At 56.4% G+C, this 20,444-nt stretch carries 16 protein-coding genes and 1 other annotated feature; of the genes, 6 read left to right on the top strand and 10 right to left on the bottom strand.

Translation table 11 applies throughout. From position 1 onward, the window contains the following. Positions 1 to 208: 208 nt before the first annotated feature. From ABLU88_RS01090 to topA, 3 genes are all read right to left on the bottom strand, one after another. The gene (locus ABLU88_RS01090; RefSeq protein WP_004121247.1) at positions 209 to 376 is read right to left on the bottom strand and encodes a YmiA family putative membrane protein; all 168 of its coding nucleotides are present in this window, start codon (positions 374 to 376) and stop codon (positions 209 to 211) included. Between the two features lie 245 nt (positions 377 to 621). Beyond that, a complete protein-coding gene (cysB, locus tag ABLU88_RS01085) occupies positions 622 to 1,596 on the bottom strand; it encodes an HTH-type transcriptional regulator CysB (RefSeq protein WP_004121248.1) in 975 nt (324 codons plus the stop codon). A 331-nt stretch (positions 1,597 to 1,927) separates the two neighbouring features. Beyond that, a complete protein-coding gene (gene topA / locus ABLU88_RS01080) occupies positions 1,928 to 4,525 on the bottom strand; it encodes a type I DNA topoisomerase (protein ID WP_014229012.1) in 2,598 nt (865 codons plus the stop codon). Positions 4,526 to 4,935: 410 nt separating this feature from the next. On the opposite strand from topA, the gene ABLU88_RS01075 reads away from it, so the two are divergent. Continuing rightward, a complete protein-coding gene (locus tag ABLU88_RS01075; protein WP_004101388.1) occupies positions 4,936 to 5,187 on the top strand; it encodes a YciN family protein in 252 nt (83 codons plus the stop codon). A 55-nt stretch (positions 5,188 to 5,242) separates the two neighbouring features. Here ABLU88_RS01075 and sohB read toward each other — a convergent pair whose 3' ends face one another. Next, positions 5,243 to 6,289, bottom strand: a complete 1,047-nt coding sequence (gene sohB, locus ABLU88_RS01070; RefSeq protein ID WP_025106986.1) for a protease SohB — start codon at positions 6,287 to 6,289, stop codon at positions 5,243 to 5,245. 254 nt (positions 6,290 to 6,543) lie between these two features. Between sohB and ABLU88_RS01065 the strand changes: the two genes are divergently transcribed. Together ABLU88_RS01065 and cobO are read left to right on the top strand one after the other, a co-directional pair. Further along, positions 6,544 to 7,305: a YciK family oxidoreductase gene (locus ABLU88_RS01065; RefSeq protein ID WP_014229011.1), complete on the top strand. Its 762-nt coding sequence runs from the start codon at positions 6,544 to 6,546 to the stop codon at positions 7,303 to 7,305. Further along, a complete protein-coding gene (gene cobO, locus ABLU88_RS01060; protein WP_004850148.1) occupies positions 7,302 to 7,892 on the top strand; it encodes a cob(I)yrinic acid a,c-diamide adenosyltransferase in 591 nt (196 codons plus the stop codon). The genes ABLU88_RS01065 and cobO overlap by 4 nt, the downstream gene beginning before the upstream one ends. Here cobO and ABLU88_RS01055 read toward each other — a convergent pair. From ABLU88_RS01055 to rnm, 6 genes are all read right to left on the bottom strand, one after another. After that, positions 7,864 to 8,838: an AraC family transcriptional regulator gene (locus ABLU88_RS01055; protein ID WP_275050493.1), complete on the bottom strand. Its 975-nt coding sequence runs from the start codon at positions 8,836 to 8,838 to the stop codon at positions 7,864 to 7,866. The genes cobO and ABLU88_RS01055 overlap by 29 nt on opposite strands. Positions 8,839 to 8,851: 13 nt before the next feature. After that, positions 8,852 to 11,212 carry a glycoside hydrolase family 3 C-terminal domain-containing protein gene (locus tag ABLU88_RS01050; RefSeq protein ID WP_275050494.1) on the bottom strand — a complete coding sequence of 787 codons (2,361 nt, stop codon included), beginning with the start codon at positions 11,210 to 11,212 and terminating at the stop codon, positions 8,852 to 8,854. Positions 11,213 to 11,230: 18 nt separating this feature from the next. Beyond that, on the bottom strand, positions 11,231 to 12,595 hold the full coding sequence (locus tag ABLU88_RS01045; protein WP_014229008.1) for a glycoside-pentoside-hexuronide (GPH):cation symporter: 1,365 nt from the start codon (positions 12,593 to 12,595) through the stop codon (positions 11,231 to 11,233). 165 nt (positions 12,596 to 12,760) lie between these two features. Continuing rightward, positions 12,761 to 13,648: a 23S rRNA pseudouridine(2605) synthase RluB gene (gene rluB, locus ABLU88_RS01040; protein WP_004121268.1), complete on the bottom strand. Its 888-nt coding sequence runs from the start codon at positions 13,646 to 13,648 to the stop codon at positions 12,761 to 12,763. Positions 13,649 to 14,058: 410 nt separating this feature from the next. After that, positions 14,059 to 14,679, bottom strand: coding sequence for an L-threonylcarbamoyladenylate synthase (locus tag ABLU88_RS01035; protein ID WP_004850139.1), 621 nt, complete (start codon positions 14,677 to 14,679; stop codon positions 14,059 to 14,061). 9 nt (positions 14,680 to 14,688) lie between these two features. Further along, positions 14,689 to 15,558, bottom strand: coding sequence for an RNase AM (gene rnm, locus ABLU88_RS01030; protein ID WP_224260283.1), 870 nt, complete (start codon positions 15,556 to 15,558; stop codon positions 14,689 to 14,691). Between the two features lie 227 nt (positions 15,559 to 15,785). After that, positions 15,786 to 15,881: a sequence feature (Trp leader region), on the top strand. 35 nt (positions 15,882 to 15,916) lie between these two features. Here rnm and ABLU88_RS01025 point away from each other — a divergent pair. From ABLU88_RS01025 to trpCF, 3 genes are read left to right on the top strand one after another with little or no spacing between them, the layout of a single operon-like run. Continuing rightward, on the top strand, positions 15,917 to 17,479 hold the full coding sequence (locus ABLU88_RS01025; protein WP_014838210.1) for an anthranilate synthase component 1: 1,563 nt from the start codon (positions 15,917 to 15,919) through the stop codon (positions 17,477 to 17,479). Continuing rightward, positions 17,479 to 19,074 (top strand): bifunctional anthranilate synthase glutamate amidotransferase component TrpG/anthranilate phosphoribosyltransferase TrpD, encoded by a 1,596-nt coding sequence (gene trpD, locus ABLU88_RS01020; protein WP_004850135.1) that lies wholly within the window; start codon positions 17,479 to 17,481, stop codon positions 19,072 to 19,074. The genes ABLU88_RS01025 and trpD overlap by 1 nt, the downstream gene beginning before the upstream one ends. A gap of 3 nt (positions 19,075 to 19,077) precedes the next feature. After that, complete coding sequence (gene trpCF / locus ABLU88_RS01015) at positions 19,078 to 20,436, top strand: bifunctional indole-3-glycerol-phosphate synthase TrpC/phosphoribosylanthranilate isomerase TrpF (protein WP_025106981.1); 1,359 nt, start codon at positions 19,078 to 19,080, stop codon at positions 20,434 to 20,436. Positions 20,437 to 20,444: the final 8 nt, after the last annotated feature.

The following is a 20,444-nucleotide window of genomic DNA, read 5'->3' as shown; positions in this document are numbered from 1 at the left end:
TCGGCGAGCGCGTCGTATTAGTACACGAGTACAAAGAAAGACTAATCGCCATTATTCTGGCGATTAGTCCAATAGAGAAAATTTATCGAGCGAGTCTAAAAAGGGAAAAATTATATCCTCCTTATTACCGCTATTTTATCAGATACAAATAATTCTCAATAATTCACTTGTCATAAAACTAACATAACTGCTGTGACTGGAAGGTGCTCTAGCTTAGTAACCAAACGTTGCAGACAACCAGAGCAATGACGCTCCAGAACATCGCAAGCCCAAGGATAACGGCGCTCCAGGCCTTACTTCTCAAAACTGGATCTATCTCAGTCTTGTCACGTTCCTGTGACATCGCAAACTTCATATAATCGATATCACTAATCATTTTTTCACCACCAATCGCTAATAATTACTAACCACAGATAAATCTTAATTATGGATTGACTATTAATCCAGTGAATTCGCTTTTCAGCAGATATCTTTCATCATTAATTTGATCGCGGCAGGTATATTTGCAAATGTGGTACGAGGAGTTAACAAAAATTGTGATTCAGACGAGGTTTAGATATTCCATTTCAGGCCATTATAGGCTTTGGCATCCCCGAGAGGATGCCATTATTTTTTCTGTGGTTATTTTTCCGGTAATTTAATATCTTTGAACATCGCTTCAATATCTTCATTTGAGCGCAAGGCAACGGCGGTATCGACCACATCCCGGGTCAGATGCGGCGCAAATCGCTGAATAAAATCATACATATAGCTTCGCAAGAAGGTACTGCGACGGAAACCTATTTTCGTGGTGCTGTGGCTGAAAATACCATTGGCGTCCAGCTTCACCAGGTCCGGGTCGGAAACCGGATCCACCGCCATACTGGCAATTACCCCTACCCCAAGGCCCAGACGCACGTAGGTTTTAATCACATCGGCGTCGGTGGCGGTGAAAACGATGCGCGGCGTTAAGCCGGCGCGATTAAAGGCGGTATCCAGCTCGGAGCGGCCGGTGAAGCCGAAGGTGTAAGTCACCAGCGGATACTGCGCCAGCTCCTCAATCGATACCGACTCTCGCGACGCCAGCGGATGCTCTGGCGTGACGACCACGGAGCGGTTCCAGTGGTAGCACGGCAGCATCACCAAATCATCATAAAGATGAAGCGCTTCGGTCGCGATAGCGAAGTCAGCATTGCCTTTCGACACCGCCTCGGCGATTTGCGTTGGCGACCCCTGATGCATGTGCAAGGAGACGCGGGGATAGCGTTCGATAAAGCCTTTGATAACGCCCGGTAGCGCGTAGCGGGCCTGGGTGTGGGTAGTTGCTACGTACAGCGACCCCTTATCAGGCCAGGTATGCTCACCCGCTACCGATTTTATCGCATCGACCTTCGACAGGACCTCGCGAGCGATGCGTATGATCTCCTGGCCTGCAGGCGTGACCTGGGTCAAATGTTTGCCGCTGCGGGCGAAAATCTGAATTCCCAGCTCATCCTCCAGCATGCGAACCTGCTTGCTGATGCCCGGCTGTGAGGTGTACAGGCCTTCGGCCGTGGAGGAGACGTTCAGATTATGGTTAACAACCTCAACGATATAGCGGAGCTGCTGTAGTTTCATGGCTGATATCCGATAGCACGTAAAATAAACCCGCTTAATACATTTTACGCTCAGGTCACTTGGCGGTGGACGGGCTAGCCCGAACCTCCCTGCGACTCGCCGTGTTGGCGCCACAACGTATCCTGATGACGGTGATGTATAAGACGATAAGATAATAAAAAAGGGATTAGCTATAACCACTATATCATTTATATCTACAGTGTATAGATACTAACAAAAAATAATAAGGCGGTTATAAGGCGAGAGGAGGAACAGAGTAATATCTTGGATATCAACAACATGTGATGTCAAAAAAGGGCCGCGGCGCGGCCCTTTTATCAGATGATAGCAGTTACTTCTTTGCTTCAGTCCATTTGCCATCTATATAGAAAGCTGACCAGCCGGTGGCTTTGCCATCTTTCTCTGAGGCAACGTACTGCTGCTTAGTTTTACGGCTAAAACGCACCATCGTTTTGTTGCCTTCCGGATCCTGCTGCGGCGCATCGGCCAGATAGCGCAGCTTCTCTGCCAGACGGTCGCGGAAGCGGTACAGTTCTTCCACCAGCGGCGCGCGGGTTTCGCGCGATTTCGGGAAGGTGTTGGCGGCCAGGAAGACGCCCGCCGCGCCATCGCGCAGAACAAAGTAAGCGTCCGATTTCTCGCACGGCAGCTCCGGCAGCGGCACCGGATCTTCTTTCGGCGGCGCCACTTCCCCGTTACGCAGGATCTTACGGGTGTTTTTACACTCGTCGTTGGTGCAGGCCATATACTTACCAAAACGCCCCATCTTCAGGTGCATTTCGGAGCCACATTTTTCACACTCAACGATCGGGCCGTCATAGCCCTTGATGCGGAACTCGCCCTCTTCGATCTCGTAGCCATCGCAGGTCGGGTTATTACCGCAGACGTGCAGCTTGCGCTTCGGATCGATGAGGTAGCTGTCCATCGCCGTGCCGCATTTTTTACAGCGGCGTTTAGCGCGCAGCGCGTTGGTTTCAGCGTCATCGCCTTCCAGCACGTTGAGCACTTCGTTTTCCGGCACCAGGTTAATGGTGGTTTTACAGCGCTCTTTTGGCGACAGCGCGTAGCCCGAGCAGCCGAGGAATACGCCGGTGCTGGCGGTACGGATCCCCATCTTGCGCCCGCAGGTTGGGCAGTCGATGGTGGTCAGCACCATTGGGTTCGGCTGCATGCCGCCCTCTTCCGGATCTTTCTCTGCCGTCTGCAGCTGCGAGGTAAAGTCTCCGAAGAAGCTGTCGAGGACCTGCTTCCACTCGGCCTGATGGTTAGCCACCTGGTCGAGGCGGTCTTCCATCTGCGCGGTGAAATCATAGTTCATCAGATCGCGGAAGTTCTCTTCCAGACGATCGGTGACGATTTCGCCCATCTTTTCCGCATAGAAGCGGCGGTTTTCCACCCGCACGTAGCCGCGATCCTGAATGGTCGAAATGATCGACGCATAGGTGGACGGACGGCCGATGCCGCGTTTTTCCAGCTCTTTAACCAGCGAAGCTTCGCTAAAACGCGCCGGCGGCTTGGTAAAGTGCTGCGCAGGGGTCAGCTCGACCAGGCTCAGGCTGTCGCCCTTATTGACCATCGGTAAAGTACGGTCTTCATCGCCTTTACGCAGAGCTGGCATTACTTTGGTCCAGCCGTCAAAGCGTAGGGTACGGCCGCGGGCTTTCAGTTTGAAATCGCCGGCTTTCACCGTCAGCGTGGTGGAGTCGTACTGCGCAGGCGTCATCTGACAGGCGACAAACTGGCGCCAGATCAGCTGATACAGTTTCTGCGCATCAGATTCCATATCTTTTAACGTTTCGGCCAGCACGTTGACGTCGGATGGACGAATCGCCTCGTGCGCTTCCTGCGAGTTTTCTTTGCTGGCGTACTGATTCGCGCTCTCCGGCAGATATTTCTTACCGAAGTTGTCGCCAATGTAGCCGCGCACCATGCTCAGCGCGTCCTGGCTCAGGTTCGTCGAGTCGGTACGCATATAGGTAATGTGGCCCGCTTCGTAGAGACGCTGCGCCATCATCATGGTTTTCTTCACGCCGAAGCCAAGACGCGTGCTGGCGGCCTGCTGCAGCGTGGAGGTGATAAATGGCGCGCCCGGCTTGCTGCTGGTCGGCTTGTCTTCACGCTCCAGCACGCTGTAGCTGGCTTTCTCAAGCAGCGCGACCGCCGCCATGGTTTCATCACGGTTTACCGGACGGAACGGCTTATCGCCGTTATGCGTGACCTGCAGCGGTAACGCATCGCCGCCAGGGGTCGTGGTGCTGGCGTCAACTTCCCAGTACTCTTCCGGAACGAACGCTTTAATTTCGCGCTCGCGCTCGACCACCAGACGCACCGCAACCGACTGGACGCGGCCTGCTGACAGACCGCGGGCAATTTTTTTCCACAGCAGTGGAGAGACCATGTAGCCCACCACGCGATCCATAAAACGGCGCGCCTGCTGAGCGTTGACACGGTCAATATTCAGTTCGCCCGGCTTTTCGAAAGCCTGACGAATCGCATTCTTCGTGATCTCGTTGAACACCACGCGGCTATAGCGCTGTTCATCACCGCCGATAACTTCCCGCAGGTGCCATGCGATGGCTTCCCCTTCGCGGTCAAGGTCGGTTGCGAGATAGATGTGGTCAGCTTTTTCCGCCAACTGTTTGAGTTCAGAAACGACCTTTTCTTTACCCGGGAGTATTTCATAGTGCGCATTCCAGTCATGCCACGGGTCCACGCCCATACGGTTGACCAGAGCGCCGCGTTCATCCTTCTTAGGCTTTTTAGCCCCTTTGGTGGAGGTAGAGTCGGCGCTCTTTTTGGAAGCTGAGCCACTGGTCGGCAAATCGCGGATATGACCGACGCTGGACTTAACCACGTAGTCATTACCCAGATACTTATTGATCGTTTTGGCTTTTGCCGGGGACTCAACGATAACGAGAGCTTTACCCATATTCACCTTTACCTAATTTGATTCATCCAGGAATACATCGCACATTGATTCACCATCCACTGGCGACACGTCACAACCTATGTTGCGTCGTTATCGATGGATATCAACCCCTTGCACCGGTTTCGCATCCATAAAACCAGATAGCTGAGTTTGCTGGCTTTTTCTCGCCAGGCGACATAGCACGAATAATTTTTGGCCGAATGTCAAGCAAATCTGTTGCCAGATCGCTGAAAGCGTCACACTGTACCTGATAAAATTCGTTACGCAACTTTATTAGCATGCAAAAGCAAATCCCGCCACTAAACTGATGTTTATTAGGCTTCTGCGATTACCCCTGCAAGATCAATGGAAAATTTGCCCCTCGCCGCCGCGCGGCGTAGACTAGCCGCGAAGAAACACAGGAGGCATTTATGCAAGGTACAACCCAACCCATCGATCGCCAGACGCTTCTGGAAAAAGCCAACAAACTCATTCGCGAACATGAAGATACGTTAGCCGGGATCGAGGCCACCGACGTCGTTCAGCGTAACGGCGTGCTGGTGTTCAGCGGCGAGTTCTATCTTGACGAGCAGGGTCTGCCAACGGCGAAGAGTACGGCGGTATTTAATATGTTTAAATACCTCGCACACGAGCTGTCTGATAAGTACCACCTGGCGGATTAACCGCTGCCTGCAGGGCCATGACAACAACGCGAGGCCGAAGCCTCGCGTTGTTTGTTTACATCAGCGGCTTTTGCCCGCGCTGCCACCAGCGCAGCAGAAGTTTATCGGCGCTTTCCGCCGCGCTGCCGGTAAACCGCTCGAGCATTTTCTTACGCTGCTGATAGCGCACGCTGATAACCTCGTGCTTATCCATCAGCCCCAGCAGAAGTTCATCGCTGGTTTCCACCGCGTCCACAAGGCCTTTTTCCAGCGCCTGAACGCCGTACCAGTGTTCACCCGTCGCTACCTGCTCGATATCCAGCCCGGGGCGCATCTGGTGGACAAAATCTTTGAATAGCCGATGAGTATCGTTGAGGTCTTCGCGAAATTTCTGCCGCCCTTCTTCGGTATTTTCACCCAGCATCGTCAGGGTGCGTTTGTACTGCCCGGCCGTATGCAGCTCAATGTCGATATCTTTATTTTTCAGGAAGCGATTGATGTTGGGAATTTGCGCCACAACGCCAATAGAGCCCAGGATAGCAAAGGGTGCACTGACGATTTTGTTCGCCACGCAGGCCATCATATAGCCGCCGCTGGCCGCGACTTTATCGACCGCGACCGTTAACGGGATCTGCTTGTCGCGCAGGCGCTGCAGCTGTGAAGCCGCCAGGCCGTAACCGTGAACCACGCCGCCTGGGCTTTCAAGGCGAATGACGACCTGGTCGCGCGCTTTTGCCGCCGCCAGAACGGCGGTGATTTCTTCGCGCAGGCTGCTGACTTCATGGGCATCCATACTGCCTTTAAAATCCAGCACCCAAACGCGCGGCTTGACGTCCGGCTCCGGTGTGCCGAGCTTCGCCCGCGCCTTTGACGCCTTTGCTTCCTGCTTGAGCTTTTTCTTTTGCGCTTTATGCCACAGCTTCTGCTGCGGCCCATCGAGCAACGAAACCGCCAGCTCTTCCTTCATCTCCTTATATTGCTCGCTAAGATTGGTGACCCGCAGCTCGCCGCGCTGTTTTTTGCGCTGAGTCAGGTTAACAATAATGGCGACGATAACCGCAATTGCGACAACGATGGTCGCGATTTTGGCCAAAAACAGGCCATATTGAGCAAGTAATTCCACGTTTTCACCTTGTGTAAACCGCTGACGTTGGCGCACAGTGTACATCAGCCGTCGGCGAGAAGTCTTTGTGCTTTGTGTCGCACGCGAGGCGCCTTCCTGTTTTTTTCAGCGACGATGAAATCGTTGCAAGATATTAATTCCGCGAAGAGTTTCCGCTTCGCCGATTGCAATAGCGGGCGCTTTCAGGCATAAAGCGCAAAAGTGAGATACCGAACAGCAAGCGCGATCGTCAGCAGATCGCCCGAGGAGTCGCCGTGCACTATCAACCGCAACGTCACCTGTTACAGGACCGCATCATCCTGGTTACCGGCGCCAGCGACGGCATTGGCCGTGAAGCCGCCCTGACCTATTCCCGCTATAGCGCCAGCGTTATCCTGGTCGGCCGCAACGAAGAAAAGCTGCGCAGCGTCGCGCACGAAATTCAGCAGGCGGGCGGCATTCCCGCCCGCTGGTTTACTCTCGACCTGTTAACCTGCACGCCGCAGGAGTGCCAGCAGCTGGCGCAGAAAATAGCCATCCACTACCCGCGCCTCGACGGGGTGCTGCACAACGCGGGTCTGTTGGGCGACGTGTGCCCGATGGATCAACAAAAGCCGGAAGTATGGCAGCAGGTGATGCAGGTGAACGTGAACGGCACCTTTATGCTCACCCAGGCGCTGCTTCCTTTATTACTTAAATCCGAATCGGGTTCGCTGGTCTTTACCTCTTCCAGCGTCGGCCGCCAGGGACGCGCGAACTGGGGCGCGTACGCCGCGTCGAAATTCGCCACCGAGGGCATGATGCAGGTGCTGGCCGAGGAGTATCAGAACCGTCATCTGCGGGTCAACTGCATTAACCCAGGCGGCACGCGCACCAAAATGCGCGCCAATGCGTTCCCGACGGAAGATCCGCAAAAATTGAAAACCCCCGCTGATATCATGCCGGTTTACCTGTGGCTGATGGGCGACGACAGTCGTCGCAAAACGGGAATGACCTTTGACGCCCAGCCGGGCCGCAAACCAGGAATCGCACAATGAGTGATGAACGCCACCGCGAACGCCAGCAGCGGGTAAAAGATAAAGTTGACGCTCGCGTCGCCGCCGCGCAGGAAGAGCGCGGCATCGTGATCGTCTTTACCGGCAACGGTAAAGGCAAAACCACCGCCGCTTTTGGCACCGTCACCCGCGCCGTCGGGCACGGTAAAAAAGCCGCCGTCGTGCAGTTTATTAAAGGTACCTGGCCAAACGGCGAGCGCAACCTGCTTGAGCCGCACGGCGTTGAGTTTCAGGTGATGGCGACCGGTTTTACCTGGAATACGCAGGATCGCGAAAGCGACACCGCCGCCTGCCTCGCGGTCTGGGAGCACGGGCGCCGCATGCTGGCTGATGAAAGCCTCGACCTCGTTTTGCTGGACGAGCTAACCTACATGGTGGCTTATGATTACCTGCCGCTGGAAGAGGTGCTTACCGCGCTGCGCAACCGCCCGGCGCACCAGACGGTGATTATTACCGGCCGCGGCTGCCACCGTGAGATTACCGAACTGGCCGATACCGTCAGCGAGCTGCGCCCGGTGAAGCACGCCTTTGACGCCGGAATCAAAGCGCAGATGGGGATCGACTACTAGCCGTCAGCCGCTTGAGCAGCGCATGATTCAGCGGCAGGCACAGGCAATCCTCCCCCAGCGCCAGTTCGCTTTCGCGCATATTTTGCCGCGAGACGAAGCGCTTGCGGTATTCGGTTGGCGTGACGCCGCAGTATTTATTAAAGGCGGCGATCAGATACTTGTGTTCCTGAAAGCCGCAGCTGTGGCTAATCTCCGTGATCGGGGTGCGGGTATCGCGCAACAGGGTGCGGGCTTTATTTAGCCGCACCAGCGTCAGATACTCTTTAAAATTATACCGGCTCACCTTTTTGAACAGCCGCGAGAACCAGGAGTAGCTCATCCCGCTATGGCAGGCGACCTCGCTCAGCGTCAGCGGCTGATCAAAGTGTTGATTGATAAAATCAATGCCTTTTTTGATCATCGCCTCGTCGCGCAGCGAGCTTTCGGCCCGCCGCGTCGGCTTTCCGGCGGAGACGACCGCATCCAGCAGCAGATAAATCGCCGCGATACGCTGAAACGGCGCGTGGTTATCGATCAGCTGTTCCAGTAGCTTCGCCAGCCGCTGGCGTACCTCGCTGTCTGCCGGAGAGTAAGGTCGTCCGCAGGTACTCCAGTCCAGCTGCGGCGAGGGATGAAGTTCATCAAACAGGCCGGGTGAAAACTGTACGGTGAGCAGTTGGCTGCCCGCCTCCTCGGCGCTCAGCGAATGGACCTCTTCGGCATTGATATACAGCATGTCTCCCTGCGCCAGCTCCAGGCTTTGCTGGCCGACGACGAGGGTAAATCGCCCCGCCAGCACGGTAATCAGCTCCGGAGCCGGATGCCAGTGAGGCTCGCAGTAGCGAACCTCCGCGGCAAACACGTTCAGCTTCTCCGCGTCAAAGGCAATCAGCTCGTAGCCGCTGTTCGCCGTTTGTCGTCCGCTCTGGGTGACCGAGCGAGGGTGAGTCACTGAAAAAGGAAACATGCGCACTCTCCTGTCATTGGCAATGATGAGCGCCGGCCAGCACGGCGTTAAGCTCGTCGCGTTCGATATCCAGCGCCAGGAATTCGGTCAGCGCAATCAGCAGCCCGCAGAACAGATCCGGCGCCAGGCGAATCAGTTTTTCACGCACCTGCTCCGCCGGCATCTGGCTCTTATCGGCAATCAGCTTCACTACGCGAGCAAAGGCCTCCGGCTGCTGGATCAGCTGTTGTAGAGAGTTATCATCGCGCAGCGGGACGTACCGCTGCGGACAATCTACCTCAATCTCCGCGATCAACGGCAGATCCCGGGATGAGGCGCCGACGCGAACCTGCCAGATGCCCGGCGTCACGACCCAATCACCCAGGCCCGGATGATAGCAGGCCAGCTCGCCAATGGGCAGCTGCAGGCTCACGCGACGGGTCTCTCCGGCGGCCAGCGCCACTTTGCTGAACGCTTTTAATGACTGCACTTCGCGAATCAGCTCCCCCTTCGGCGCGCTAACGTACAGCTGGAAGATCTCTTTGCCCGCATACTCTCCGCAGTTGGTCAGGTCGAACGACACGGTAAGCGTCTCGCCTGCGCCTGCACGGCAGGCTGACAGCGCGATATTATCGTACGCAAACCGGGTATAGCTTAAGCCAAAGCCAAACGGAAACTGCGGCGTCATACGACGTTTATCATAATAGCGATAGCCGACAAAAAGCCCTTCTCCGTAATGATGACGCAGGTTTTCGCCCGGATAGTGCAGCCAGGCCGGCGTTTCCTCCAGGGAATTAGGTACCGTTACCGTCAGTTTGCCGCAGGGGTTACGCTGGCCGAAGAGGATTTCCGCCACCGCGCGCCCCATCCCTTGCCCGGCAAAGAACGTTTCCAGCAGCGCTTTGCACTCGCCGAGCCACGGCATCACCACCGCATCGCTATTCGCCAACACCACCACGATATTCGGCTGGACCGTCGCCACTTCGCGAATTAACCGTTCGTGCACCGGCAGAATATGCAGATCCTGACGATCGCCGTTTTCGCCATCTTCGCCTACGGCGGTGCTGACGAAGATCACCGCCACGTCGGCCTCCTGCGCGACGCGGCAGGCCTGCGCCAGCGCCTGTTCATCGCAGCGCAGATCGTCCGGCGCGCCTACGGCCCAGGAGACGCTGAAGTCGTCGCCGGCGAGGTCGAAAATTTCATCCAGCGGCCGATCGAGCAGATACGGCACCGTGGTCGCGCATCCGGACCCCTGGATCACCGGCTCCTGAGCCGGTTTACCCAGCACCGCGACGCGCGGCGTTTTCTCCGGACGCAGCGGCAGCAGATTATCTTCATTTTTCAGCAAGACAATGGATTCACCGGCAAGCCGCTGCGCCAGCGCGTGGTGCGCCGTAAAATCGGCTCGCGTTTGCGGGCGGCGATGGCGCTGGACCTTGTCGAGCAGTTCCAGCATGCGGAGACAGGCGCGGTCCACCACCTCCATCGGCACCTCTCCGGCTTCAATCGCCGCCAGCAGAGTTTGTTTATCGCGGCGGGTTTCGGGCATCGCCAGATCGTTACCCGCCATCAGCGATGCGGGGCGATCTTTAATACCGTACCAGTCGGACATCACCAGCCCTTCATATCCCCACTCATCGCGCAAAACCTGAGTGAGCAAAAACGGATCCTGGGAGGTTTGCATGCCGTTAAGACGATTGTAGGAAGACATCACCGTCCACGGCCGGGATTTCGCAATCGCGCGCTGGAAACCCGCCAGATAGATTTCCCGCAGCGCCCGTTCTTCAATAATCGAATCCATTTCCGTGCGGCGGTACTCCGAGTTGTTCGCCGCAAAGTGTTTCAGGCTGGCACCAACCCCCTCCTGCTGCAGGCCGTTGATCAGCGCAGCGGCAATATCGCCGCTGACCACCGGGTCTTCGGCGTAATATTCATAGCCTCGCCCGGCCAGCGGCGTACGGCGAATGTTAATCCCCGGCCCGAGCAGAATCCCGACGCCCATTTGCTGACACTCCCGCCCCAGCGCTTCCCCCATCTGATGCACCAGCTCCACGTCCCAGCTGCAGGCCAGGCTGGAACCATTAGGAAAGCAGGTCGCCGGTAGCGAAGTGCTGAATAGCGCCTCACTCCCCCCTTTCGCGGCGGGCTCTTCCGCGCTGGCCTGGTCTGCGGTTTGGGTGATGACCGAGATAAAATCATCCATGCTCCACTTTTCCCGGCCATCAATCTGCGCGCTGCTGTAGCGCACGCCGTAGGTGCCGTCGGTCATAATGATATCTTCGATACCGTGCTGCGGCAGCGAGGCCGTCCGCCACAGGCCGCTGCCGGTCAGCAGCGCCACTTTTTCTTCCGCGCTCATCGCGGCGAGGGTGGTGTTAAAATCGTTATTCATCTCTCTGGCTCCCTGAGGTTAAAGCGCGTTCTGTTTGCGCAGGCTGATTTTTTGCACAATATCGCGATAGGTTTTTTCATCCAGCGAATAGCAGGCGACAAACAGTGCGCTGAGCGCAAACATCGCGCCGGGAAATAGCGTCATCAGTACGTTAATGCCGTTAATCGCGCTGGCGGTAATGTTGCCCGCGTCATAGTGGTAATAGTCCAGCATCCAGCCCGCGCAGCCGCCGCCGATGGCCATCGCTATTTTGGTGATGAAATTAAAGAAACCGTAAATTGCGCCTTCGGTGCGCACCCCATGGTGCCACTCGGCATATTCCACGGTATCGGCAATCATTGACCACATTGAAACAAAGCCCATCCCCAGCGTAATACTGTACAGACACACGCCAGTCATGATCAGCCAGATATTGTCGCCAGCGATAAAATATTGCATCAGTACGCCCGCAATGCCGATCAACAGCGCCACCAGCGTCATTTTCTTTTTACCTATCAACGCAATGATTTTTTCCGAAATAACGGTACCGACAATATAAGCCGCCGACTGAATCATAAAGAAGGTGGAGGTAAAGCCTTCGCTACCAATTATATATTTGATAAAGTAAATAGCGATCGCCATCCACACGGTATAGGCAATATAAAAAAAGACGGTGAACATGGAAAGGTTAATTAGCGGCGCGTTGCCTGCCACCGCCTTCAACATTTCCCTCAGCGTTGGCGCCGGAGTCTCTTCCTCTTCTTCACCAACGCGCTCTTTGGTCATCCCGAAGCAGGCAAGGAACAAAAATGTCGCCAGCAGCGCAAAGCAAGAGACGGCGAAGACGTACCCCAGCTGTTTATCGCTAAACGGGGAAATCAGCCTGTCCGCGGTAGTGGACACAATCAGATAGCCAACAATCGCCAGGACAAACCGGTATACCGACAGCGATGAGCGGGAGGCTTCATGCTGGGTTAAACGGTTGGTCAGCGCCGAATAAGGCGTATTTACCGCCGTATAGGCCAGGCAATAAATAGTATAGGAAATCAGTGCGAAGTAGAATTTGGCCTCACCGCCGAAAGGCACAAAGCAGAGCACCGTTAAGAAGCCGAGCGGAATTGAACCATACAACAACCAGGGTCGAAGCTTACCGTAGCGGCTGTGGGTTTTATCGATGGCAAAACCAATCAGAATATTAAATGCCGCATCAACCACGCGGGCAATAACAAAGATCAGGCTCGCCTGTACGGCGCTAATGCCGTAAATATTGGTATAGAAAAAAAGTAAAAACAGAGAAACGAAGCCGAAGGATAAATTAGAGGCGAAATCGCCAAAACCATACCCTATTTTTTCTTTAACGCCGATAACCACATAGCTTGCCGAAAGTTTTCCTGCTGTTTCCATTTTAGGCTACCTGTTAATGTAATCAGTGGCCTCAGTATATGGCGTCGCCTGGCGCACCGCTTTGCGTTATTTGTCCGGGCATTTCCTGTTTTTTGTCTTTATGCAGAAGTGTGAAAGGAGTCACAGGAGGGAGAATTCCGGCGGTGACCGCCGGAACTGGAATAATTAACCGTTACCGTTATTACGGCTGCTGGAACGACGGTTGTTATTATTATTGCTCACCTGGCTGTGGCGCTTAACCGCGCGGCGAATCTGATTCGCCTTCATGCGACGGCGATCCTTTTCGACGGCGACCTTAGAGGTGGTTTCCGGCGTAAGCTCAACCAGTTCGCGCAGGTAGTTGGTTTGCGCCAGGTCCAGCTCGGTGTAGCCGCCGCGCGGCAGGCCTTTCGGCAGCAGAATATCGCCGTAGCGCACGCGGATCAGGCGGCTGACCTGTACGCCAACGGCTTCCCACAGGCGGCGAACTTCGCGGTTACGGCCTTCGGTCAGCGTGACGTTGTACCACTGGTTAATCCCTTCTCCACCGGTAAACTTGATGGTTTTGAACGCCGCCGGGCCGTCTTCCAGCTGCACGCCGCGAGAGAGCTGGCGCAGCTTATCATCATCTATCTGGCCAAATACGCGCACCGCGTATTCACGTTCCACTTCGCGGCTCGGGTGCATCAGGCGGTTCGCCAGTTCACCGTCGGTGGTAAACAGCAGCAGGCCGCAGGTGTTGACGTCAAGACGACCGACGGCAATCCAGCGCGCGCCGCGCAGCTTTGGCAGACGATCGAACACCGTCGGTCGCCCTTCCGGGTCGTTACGGGTACAGAGTTCGCCTTCCGGCTTGTAGTAAGCCAGCACGCGACAAATCTGTTCCGCAGACTCTTTCACCGAAATCAGATGACCGTCGATGCGAATTTTTAAACCCGGGACAATTTCAACGCGATCGCCAAGCGTGGCGATTTTGCCATCGACGCTGACGCGGCCAGCTTCGATTTTGGCTTCGATTTCACGGCGGGAGCCGTGGCCAGCGCGGGCCAGCACTTTTTGTAATTTCTCGCTCATTGAGCTTCCTTAAGGTGTCGCCTTCCCAGGCGTCTGGTATACTTCGAAAAACAGGGCGCGAGGAAAAATGAAACCTAACACCCTGTTCTGTAAAAATTTTTTGCATCAGCGCGTGCCGTTATCTATGTTGCTACAGCAGACATAACAGAGACACGCCTTCTCGCGTGGGCGAACATGGTACACGAACTTTAAGATGAATGCTTCTTTGCGTTACGAGCATAGCACAACTTACCGCGCACCTCCGTCCGGGCGCATGGCGCGCTGATGGAAGCCAGGTAGCACAATAGGGTCTTTTGCAGAGGATGAACCATCAAAAGGCGCGCGGCATTACGCCGCGTTAAACGGCGGCAAATAAAAGCGGCGAGCGGGTATTCATTACATGACGATTCCTTCCATGGAAACAGACGTCATTACAGGAACGGCGTTACGTCCCCCACGCCTTCACGCACCACAACCGGCGCATCTTCAGTGAGGTCGATAACCGTGGTCGGCTGCTGGCCCAGATAGCCGCCGTGAATAATCAGGTCAACCTGCTTCTCCAGACGATCTTTGATCTCTTCCGGGTCGGATTCGGTAAAGTCGCTTCCCGGCAGCATCAACGAAGTGGAGAGCATCGGCTCGCCCAACGTTTCCAGCAGCATTTGCGCAATCGGGTTGGACGGCACGCGCATACCGATGGTCTTACGCTTATCCTGCAGCAGACGGCGCGGAACTTCTTTGGTGCCCTTGAGGATAAACGTGTAGTTACCCGGGGTATTGTTTTTAATCAGACGAAAGGCCACGTTATCAACGAATGAATAGGTCGACAGTTCGGACAAATCGCGGCACATCAGGGTGAAGTTGTGGCCGTTTGGCAGATTACGGATCCGGCAAATCCGCTCCATCGCGCCTTTATCTTCAATTTTGCAGCCTAACGCGTAGCCGGAGTCGGTCGGATAGACGATGACCCCGCCTTTACGCACAATGTCCACCGCCTGGTTAATTAACCGCGCCTGTGGATTTTCCGGATGGATATAAAAAAACTGGCTCATACTTCCCTCTCAATTTTGTTCTACGGCCACTTCCCAACTGCGCCAGATCCCTTCCACGCCCGCGGGTAGCCAAAGTTTGCGGCCCAGTTCGATCCACGGGCAGGGCTGATGAAAATCAGACCCCTGCGAGGCATCCAGGCCATACTGCACGGCGTAAGCGGCAAGCTGTGCGCGCTCGTGAGGCGCCTGCTGACACTGCGCCACCTCCATCGCATCGCCCCCCTGCTCGCTAAAATGGGCCAACAGCCGTTTTAACCACTTGGCGGAGAGATCGTAGCGCCCGGGATGGGCAATGACCGCTTTACCGCCAGAATGATGAATGACATCAATCGCTTGTTTTATTGTACACCACTGAGGCGGAACGTAACCGGTTTTCCCGCGCGCCAGATACTTCTTAAATACGTCAGCCATATTGTTGGCATAGCCGGCCTCCACCAGAAAACGGGCAAAATGGCCGCGCGTCACCGCACCGCCGTCCGCCAGCTTCAGCGCCCCTTCCCAGGCGCCAGGGATCCGCGCTTTTTCCAGCCGCTCGGCGATCTGCTGACCCCGCATCTGGCGACGCGCTTTCTGTTCATCGAGCAGCGCGGTCATCTCCGGATGGTGGATATCGATATTCAGCCCGACAATATGAATTTCATGATTTTCCCACAGCGTGGAAATTTCCACCCCGGTTATCAGCGCCAACGGTAAACCAGCACGTTCAATTTCACGCTGAGCCGCGGGAATTGCCGCCACGGTATCGTGGTCGGTAATCGCCAGGGTGCCGACGCGCATCTGGTGGGCGCGATGGACAAGTTCTTCTGGAGTCAGACGCCCGTCAGAGGCGATGGTATGGCTGTGCAGGTCGTAAATCACTGCGTAATTGGTGTTGCTCAAGATGACTCCTGCTGGACATGAACCGGTACCCGTCATACTTTAAGTCACAGGCAGATTGACTGTGGTTCTGCAGCTTAAGTGATTAAGGATAGTAATAAGCGCATTATCATACCGACTGATAGAGAAAATCTGCAAACAGGGGTTGACTTTAATCCCTCGGACTAGTTAACTAGTACGCAAGTTCACATGAAGGGGTATCAACAATGAAAACGCAATTCATCACTCTGCACGGCTGGTGGCGCACCTCCTGTTATCGGGCGGCGTGATCGCGTTTTGCACTCAGCATACAGATACCCGGCCCGCCAATGAGCGGGCTTTTTATTGGACAAATTATTATAGCGAACAGGCGACAACAATAATGCAAACATCAAAACCGGCACTCGAGCTTCTCACCAGCGACGCCATCTATCGGGAAAACCCCACGGCGCTGTTCCACCAGCTATGCGGCGCGCGTCCAGCCACCCTGCTGCTGGAATCCGCGGATATCGACAGTAAGGATGATTTAAAGAGCCTGCTGCTGGTGGATAGCGCGCTGCGCATTACCGCGCTAGGTGACACTGTCACTATTCACGCATTTTCCGCCAACGGTACGGCGTTACTCGAACTGCTGGATAGCGCGCTGCCATCCGGCATCGATAACCAGCGTCAGCCAAATAGCCGGGTATTAACCTTCCCGCCGGTCAGCGCGCTGTTGGATGAAGATGCTCGCCTGTGTTCACTTTCGGTATTCGACGCTTTTCGCCTGCTGCAGGATCTGATAACCGTCCCGCAGGAGGAGCGCGAAGCGATGTTCTTCGGCGGCCTGTTCGCCTATGACCTGGTCGCTGGCTTTGAAGACCTGCCGCCGCTGGAGAGCGACACCGCCTGCCCGGATTACTGCTTCTATCTGGCGGAAACGCTGCTGGTTATCGACCATCAGACCAAAAATACCCGTATCCAGGCGAGCCTGTTCACGCCGCTGGAAAGCGAAAAACAGCGTCTGCTACAGCGGCTCGCTCAGCTTCGTCAGCAGCTAAACGAGCCGCCGGCGCCGCTGCCGGTGACCACGGTTGCCGAAATGAGCTGCGACTGCGATCAGAGCGACGAAGAGTACGGCGCCGTCGTGCGTAAAATGCAGCGCGCCATCCGCGCGGGCGAGATTTTTCAGGTCGTGCCGTCACGCCGCTTCTCGCTGCCCTGCCCGTCGCCGCTGGCCGCTTATGATGTGCTGAAGAAGAGCAACCCGAGCCCGTACATGTTCTTTATGCAGGACAACGATTTCACCCTCTTCGGCGCGTCGCCGGAGAGTTCTCTCAAGTACGATGCCACCAATCGCCAGATTGAAATCTATCCCATTGCCGGTACCCGCCCGCGCGGCCGCCGCGCGGATGGTTCGCTGGATCGCGATCTCGACAGCCGCATTGAGCTGGAGATGCGCACCGACCATAAAGAGCTCTCCGAGCATCTGATGCTGGTCGACCTTGCGCGTAACGACCTCGCGCGCATCTGTACGCCGGGTAGCCGCTACGTCGCCGACCTGACCAAAGTCGACCGCTACTCCTTTGTGATGCACCTCGTCTCCCGCGTGGTTGGCGAGCTGCGCCGCGATCTTGACGTGCTGCATGCCTACCGTGCCTGTATGAATATGGGCACCCTCAGCGGGGCGCCGAAAGTGCGCGCCATGCAGCTAATCGCCGCCGCTGAAGGCAAACGCCGCGGCAGCTACGGCGGCGCGGTGGGCTACTTTACCGCCCACGGCGACCTCGATACCTGCATCGTGATCCGTTCCGCCTACGTGCAGGATGGCGTCGCCACGGTGCAGGCCGGCGCCGGTATCGTGCTCGACTCCGTTCCCCAGTCAGAAGCGGATGAAACCCGTAATAAAGCTCGCGCGGTGCTGCGCGCTATCGCCCAGGCCCACCACGCGAAGGAGATTTTCTAATGGCCGACATCCTGCTGCTCGATAATATCGACTCTTTTACCTATAACCTGGCAGACCAGCTGCGTTCGAACGGCCATAACGTGGTGATTTACCGCAACTCCGTCCCGGCGCAGGCGCTGATTGAGCGCATCGGCACCATGAAAAACCCGGTACTGATGCTTTCTCCGGGGCCGGGGACGCCGAGCGAAGCGGGCTGCATGCCGGAGTTGCTGACCCGCATGCGCGGCAAGCTGCCGATTATCGGTATCTGCCTCGGCCATCAGGCGATTGTCGAAGCCTATGGCGGCTACGTCGGTCAGGCCGGTGAAATTCTTCACGGGAAGGCATCAAGCATTGAGCACGATGGCCAGGCGATGTTTGCCGGACTGAGCAATCCGCTGCCGGTCGCCCGCTATCACTCGCTGGTGGGCAGCAATATCCCGGCCGGACTCACCATCAACGCCCACTTCAACGGTATGGTGATGGCGGTGCGTCACGACGCGGATCGCGTTTGTGGCTTCCAGTTCCACCCTGAGTCAATTCTGACCACCCAGGGGGCACGCCTGCTGGAGCAAACCCTGGCCTGGGCGCTGCAGAAGCTGGAGCAGACCAACACCCTCCAGCCGATTCTGGAAAAACTGTACCAGGCCGAAACCCTGAGCCAGCAGGAGAGCCATCAGCTGTTCTCTGCGGTGGTTCGCGGTGAAGTCAAACCCGAGCAGCTGGCCGCCGCGCTGGTGAGTATGAAAGTACGCGGTGAGCATCCGCAGGAAATCGCCGGCGCCGCCACCGCGCTGCTGGAAAACGCCGCGCCGTTCCCGCGTCCGGATTATCCGTTTGCCGATATCGTCGGTACCGGCGGCGACGGCAGCAACAGTATCAATATTTCGACCGCCAGCGCGTTTGTAGCCGCCGCCTGCGGCCTGAAGGTCGCGAAGCACGGCAACCGCAGCGTATCGAGTAAATCCGGTTCCTCCGACCTGCTGGCGGCGTTCGGTATCAACCTGGATATGAATGCCGATAAATCTCGCCAGGCGCTGGATGAACTGGGCGTTTGCTTCCTGTTCGCACCGAAGTACCACACCGGTTTCCGCCACGCGATGCCGGTCCGTCAGCAGCTTAAAACCCGCACCCTGTTTAACGTGCTTGGGCCGCTGATCAACCCGGCTCATCCGCCGCTGGCGCTGATTGGCGTCTATAGCCCAGAACTGGTGCTGCCGATTGCGGAAACCCTGCGCGTGCTGGGCTACCAGCGCGCTGCGGTGGTGCATAGCGGCGGTATGGATGAAGTGTCGCTGCACGCGCCGACGGTGGTCGCGGAACTGAACCATGGCGAAATCAAGAGCTACCAGCTCACCGCCGCCGACTTTGGCCTGACGCCTTACCATCAGGAGCAGCTGGCAGGCGGCACGCCGGAAGAAAACCGTGACATTCTTACGCGCTTGCTACAAGGTAAAGGTGAAGCCGCTCACGAAGCCGCCGTTGCCGCCAACGTCGCCATGTTGATGCGTTTACATGGACACGAAGACCTGAAGGCCAACGCGCAGCAAGTCATCGATGTGCTGCATAGCGGAGCGGCCTATGACAGAGTGACCGCATTAGCGGCAAGAGGGTAAAAAATGCAGACCGTTTTAGCAAAAATCGTGGCCGACAAAGCGATTTGGGTAGAAGCCCGCAAACAACAACAACCGTTAGCCAGTTTTCAAAATGAAGTGGTACCGACGCAGCGCAATTTTTACGATGCCCTCGCCGGAACCCGCACCGCGTTTATTCTCGAGTGCAAAAAGGCCTCACCATCAAAAGGCCTGATTCGCGAAGATTTTGACCCGGCTGCCATCGCCGGCGTCTACAAGCACTACGCCTCGGCTATCTCGGTGCTGTGCGATGAGAAATATTTCCAGGGCAGCTTCGATTTCCTGCCGATGGTCAGTAAGGTCGCGCCGCAGCCGATTCTCTGTAAGGACTTCACCATCGATCCTTATCAGATTTACCTGGCGCGCTACTACCAGGCCGACGCCTGTCTGCTGATGCTTTCAGTGCTGGATGATGAGCAGTATCGCCAGCTCTCCGCCGTCGCGCACAGCCTGAACATGGGCGTGCTGACCGAAGTGAGTAATGAAGAGGAGCTGGAGCGCGCGATTGCGCTGAAGGCGAAAGTGGTCGGCATCAACAACCGCGATCTGCGCGATATGTCGATTGATCTCAACCGTACCCGTACCCTGGCGCCTAAGCTCGGTCACGATGTCACGGTGATCAGCGAGTCCGGCATCCATACCTACGCGGAAGTGCGCGAACTGAGCCACTTCGCCAACGGTTTCCTGATTGGCTCAGCGCTGATGGAGCACGCCGATCTCAACGCCGCCGTGAAGCGCGTGCTGCTCGGCGAGAATAAGGTCTGCGGCCTGACCCGCCCCCAGGATGCCCAGGTGGCGTATGAATCCGGCGCGGTCTACGGCGGCCTGATTTTTGTCCCGACGTCGCCGCGCGCGGTGAACGAGGCGCAGGCGCAAGCGGTGATCGCCAGCGCGCCTCTGAGCTATGTCGGCGTATTCCGCAATACCCCGGTGGCGGAAGTGATCGCCCGGGCGGAAAACCTCGACTTAGCCGCCGTACAGCTGCACGGCAGCGAAGACCAGACCTATATTGATACCCTGCGCGCCGAACTTCCACCGAAGGTGCAAATCTGGAAAGCCCTCAGCGTAGGTGAAACGCTACCGCCGCGCGATCTGCGCCATGTCGATAAATACGTTCTCGACAACGGTCAGGGTGGCACCGGCCAGCGTTTCGACTGGTCCCTGCTGCAGGGCCAGGACCTGCATAACGTCATGCTGGCAGGCGGCCTCGGCGCCGATAACTGCGTAGAAGCCGCCAAAAGCGGCTGTGCCGGACTCGATTTTAATTCAGGCGTAGAGTCGCAGCCGGGTATTAAAGATGCCGACAAGCTGTCCTCTGTGTTTCAAACGCTGCGCGCATATTAAGGAGCAAC

The sequence above is a fragment of the Klebsiella sp. GW_Kp182 genome (genome assembly GCF_040062275.1).
In the GTDB taxonomy this organism is placed as follows: Bacteria; Pseudomonadota; Gammaproteobacteria; order Enterobacterales; family Enterobacteriaceae; genus Klebsiella; species Klebsiella michiganensis.
The sequence above is the reverse complement of the archived record's forward strand: the minus strand, read 5'-3'. Positions and strand labels throughout refer to the sequence as shown.